Origin of the sequence: Nocardia sp. CC201C (assembly GCF_030010695.1) — a bacterium.
In the GTDB taxonomy this organism is placed as follows: Bacteria; Actinomycetota; Actinomycetes; order Mycobacteriales; family Mycobacteriaceae; genus Nocardia; species Nocardia otitidiscaviarum.
Genome location: NZ_JASCXP010000629.1, coordinates 1 through 2,718 on the forward strand (window position 1 = coordinate 1; position 2,718 = coordinate 2,718).

A 2,718-nucleotide genomic window follows, 5' to 3' on the forward strand; every position below is an offset into this window, starting at 1 on the left:
TCACCGCGGCCCGGGAGGCGGAGGCGCGGCGACAGCTGTCGGAGGCGCGGTTCGAGGCCATCTTCACCGCCGCCTCGGTCGGTATCGGCACCATCGACATCAGCACCGGGCAGGTATTGGACGTGAACGCCGCCATGGCCGAAACCCTCGGTGTGCCCGCGGCGGCGATGCCGGGCCGTTCGGTGGCCGACATTCTCGGACCACAGAATATCGGCGACGCCTTCGAGCAGTTCCAACGGCTGCTCACCGGCGAAACCGACCGGTTCCGCACCGAGACCACGCACGCGCGCCCCGACGGCAGCTGCAAGACCATCGACCTGTCCATGTCGGTGGTACGCGACGGCGACGGGCGGCCGCGCTTCCTGGTGGGTGTCACCGTCGACATCACCGAACGCAAACAGCTCTCCGACCGGCTGTGGCACGACGCCCACCACGATCCGCTCACCGGCCTGCCCAACCGGTTGCTGTTCTTCGACCGGCTCGGCGCGGCCGAGCCGCCGGTCGGCGTCTGCTATCTGGATCTGGACGGCTTCAAGGAGATCAACGACGAGTACGGCCACGCCACCGGCGACCGGGTGCTGCGGGAGGTGGCGACCCGACTGCTCAACACCGTCTCCGCGGTGGGGGGAATGGCCGCGCGCATCGGCGGCGACGAGTTCATCGTGCTGGTCGAGCGGTGCGATGCCGACGAGCTGGCGAAGCTGGCCGAGGAGATGCTCGCGGCCCTGGGCGCGCCGTTCGCGGTGGACGGACATCCGGTCACGCTGGGCGCGAGTATCGGCACCGCCGTCGCCGAGAGTGCGCCGACGGCGGTGGACGATCTCATGCACACGGTGGATACGGCCATGTACCGCAACAAGTTCGAGCGCGGGGCGCGGGACTCGTACGGTCCGCGCGGTCGTTAGCGCCGGATCAGGCGACCACGTGCGCGTGCGAGAACACCAGTCGCACGAACTCGTCCAGCAGCGGGGCGAAGTCGTCGCGGTGCCCGGCCGCCGAGAGCTGCTGATAGCCGACCAGCATGGCCATGCCGAGCGAGGTGAGATGCGCCGCGGCGGCCCGATCCCCCACCACCCCGGCGATCGCCTTGCCGAGAATCCGGCGCCGGGCGTCGTCCACCCGGCGCAGCACCGTGCCGACCGAGGCGTCGTTCGCGCCCCACGCGCGGATGGCGGCCTCGGCCCGGTGGTGCAGCCCGAGCGTCAGTTCGCGCAGTTTGTCCACATCGGATTCGGGTGTGCCGCTGCCGAACTCCAACTCGCGCAACCGTCTGGCCTGCTGCCCCTCCCAGTAGGCCAGCAGGGCGTCCACGAATCCCTGCCAACTGCCGAAGTGGTGGTAGAAGGACCCGCTCGTGACACCCAGCGCCCGGCACAGCACCCCGATATTGAGCCCGGCGAAACCGGCCTGTGCCAAAACGTCGAGGCCCTGGTCGAAGTACTGTTCTTTACTCACCAGACGCGCCATGCGATTACCGTAGCCCAATCCCGTCCCTGGGGAATTCCGTGTCGGACAATTTCTCATATCACGAAGGGAATGAGGGCTTTTCGCTCCACCGGGTAGTCGGCGAACCTCTCCCGGTACCAGCGATGCGTGGCGAAGGCGCGCGGCACCAGATTGCCCACGGTGATCAGCAGGATCACCACACCGGGCAGCGCCCAGGTCAGGATGGCGAATCCGGTCCAGGCGATCAGCTCGCCGAGATAGGTGGGGCTGGTGACGAATCGGAAGCCGCCGCCGTAGGGGATCTTGTATTCCGTTGCGCCCGGATCGTTCTTGTCGCGAAGATTGCGAACAATCCTCTCGGAGTGGACCAGTAGCGCGAAGCCGCACAGGTAGACCACCAGGCCGATCAGGAAGCGCGGGTCGGTGAGCCAGTCGGTGTCGTACCGGTCCAGGTAGTCGTGGCTGAACAGGGTGCCGTTGAGGTAGCCGTGCAGGGCGGTGACGAACATGCCCATGGCCAGCACCGAGATGTTGAAACTGCCGCGTTTGCCCGGCACCTGACGGATGGACAGCGGGAAGAACCAGCCGCGATTGCCGTAGTGCAGCACCCAGATGGCGGCCAGCACCAGCGCGGCGGGTTCGAATCGGTTCGGCCCGGCCAGGAAGCAGACCGCGAAAACCACGGTCGCCGGAATCTCCATGAGCCACCAGCCGAGTTTCGGATTCAGGTTGAGACCCAGCTTCGCCGTCGCGAATCGACCGTACGGACTTTGTCCGAAAAGCCCGCCGATCAGCACGAAGGCCGCGAATGCGAAGCCGATGGCGAGCACGGTGTCGTAGGTGGCATTCCCGGTGTACCAGTTCATCGAGATCCTTCATCGAGCGAAAACTAGAACACGTTCTACCATGCTGCGCTCCACTGTGCACCGGCAACCCTTGCCGGGCAAGGCGATTGCCGCCCCCGGTAACTTAACCGCCGGGAATCGGGAGGAGAGGGAGATGGGTGAGGACAGGTGGGACGGACTGTTGCGCAGCATGCCGCACTTTCTCGAAGAGGAGGACCTCGAATCCGGCCTGGACTGGAATCCGCGCTTCCTGCAACTGCGTGATGAAAATACCGGGCGGTGCGTTCATTTCGCGCAGCAGGGCTGTGCCATCGAAGTCCTGCTGCCCGTCCCGGATGACGCCGCCGCCGCCGAACACCTGCTGACCGTGCTGCGCGACCAGCCGGACGGACTCTGGGAGCCCTGCCCGCTGCCCCTGGAATCGGAT

General features: G+C 66.5%; 4 protein-coding genes. 2 read left to right on the forward strand and 2 right to left on the reverse strand.

Features of this window, described 5'->3' with window-relative positions; all coding sequences use genetic code 11:
- A partial coding sequence (locus tag QK444_RS35145) for a sensor domain-containing diguanylate cyclase (RefSeq protein ID WP_282786297.1) occupies positions 1-905 on the forward strand: 905 nt, incomplete at its 5' end.
- Between the two features lie 7 nt (positions 906-912).
- Here the strand turns inward: QK444_RS35145 and QK444_RS35150 are convergent.
- Together QK444_RS35150 and QK444_RS35155 are read right to left on the reverse strand one after the other, a co-directional pair.
- Positions 913-1,467: a TetR/AcrR family transcriptional regulator gene (locus tag QK444_RS35150; RefSeq protein ID WP_039813926.1), complete on the reverse strand. Its 555-nt coding sequence runs from the start codon at positions 1,465-1,467 to the stop codon at positions 913-915.
- Positions 1,468-1,520: 53 nt separating this feature from the next.
- Positions 1,521-2,312, reverse strand: a complete 792-nt coding sequence (locus QK444_RS35155; RefSeq protein ID WP_282786299.1) for a methyltransferase — start codon at positions 2,310-2,312, stop codon at positions 1,521-1,523.
- A gap of 133 nt (positions 2,313-2,445) precedes the next feature.
- On the opposite strand from QK444_RS35155, the gene QK444_RS35160 reads away from it, so the two are divergent.
- Positions 2,446-2,718, forward strand: a 273-nt coding sequence (locus QK444_RS35160; protein ID WP_282786300.1) for a hypothetical protein, incomplete at its 3' end; no start/stop codon positions are given.

Coding starts and splice junctions, on each gene's coding strand:
- QK444_RS35150 (WP_039813926.1), bottom strand. CDS start 1,467: ATGGCGCGTCTGGTGAGTAAAGAACAGTACTTCGACCAGGGCCTCGAC.
- QK444_RS35155 (WP_282786299.1), bottom strand. CDS start 2,312: ATGAACTGGTACACCGGGAATGCCACCTACGACACCGTGCTCGCCATC.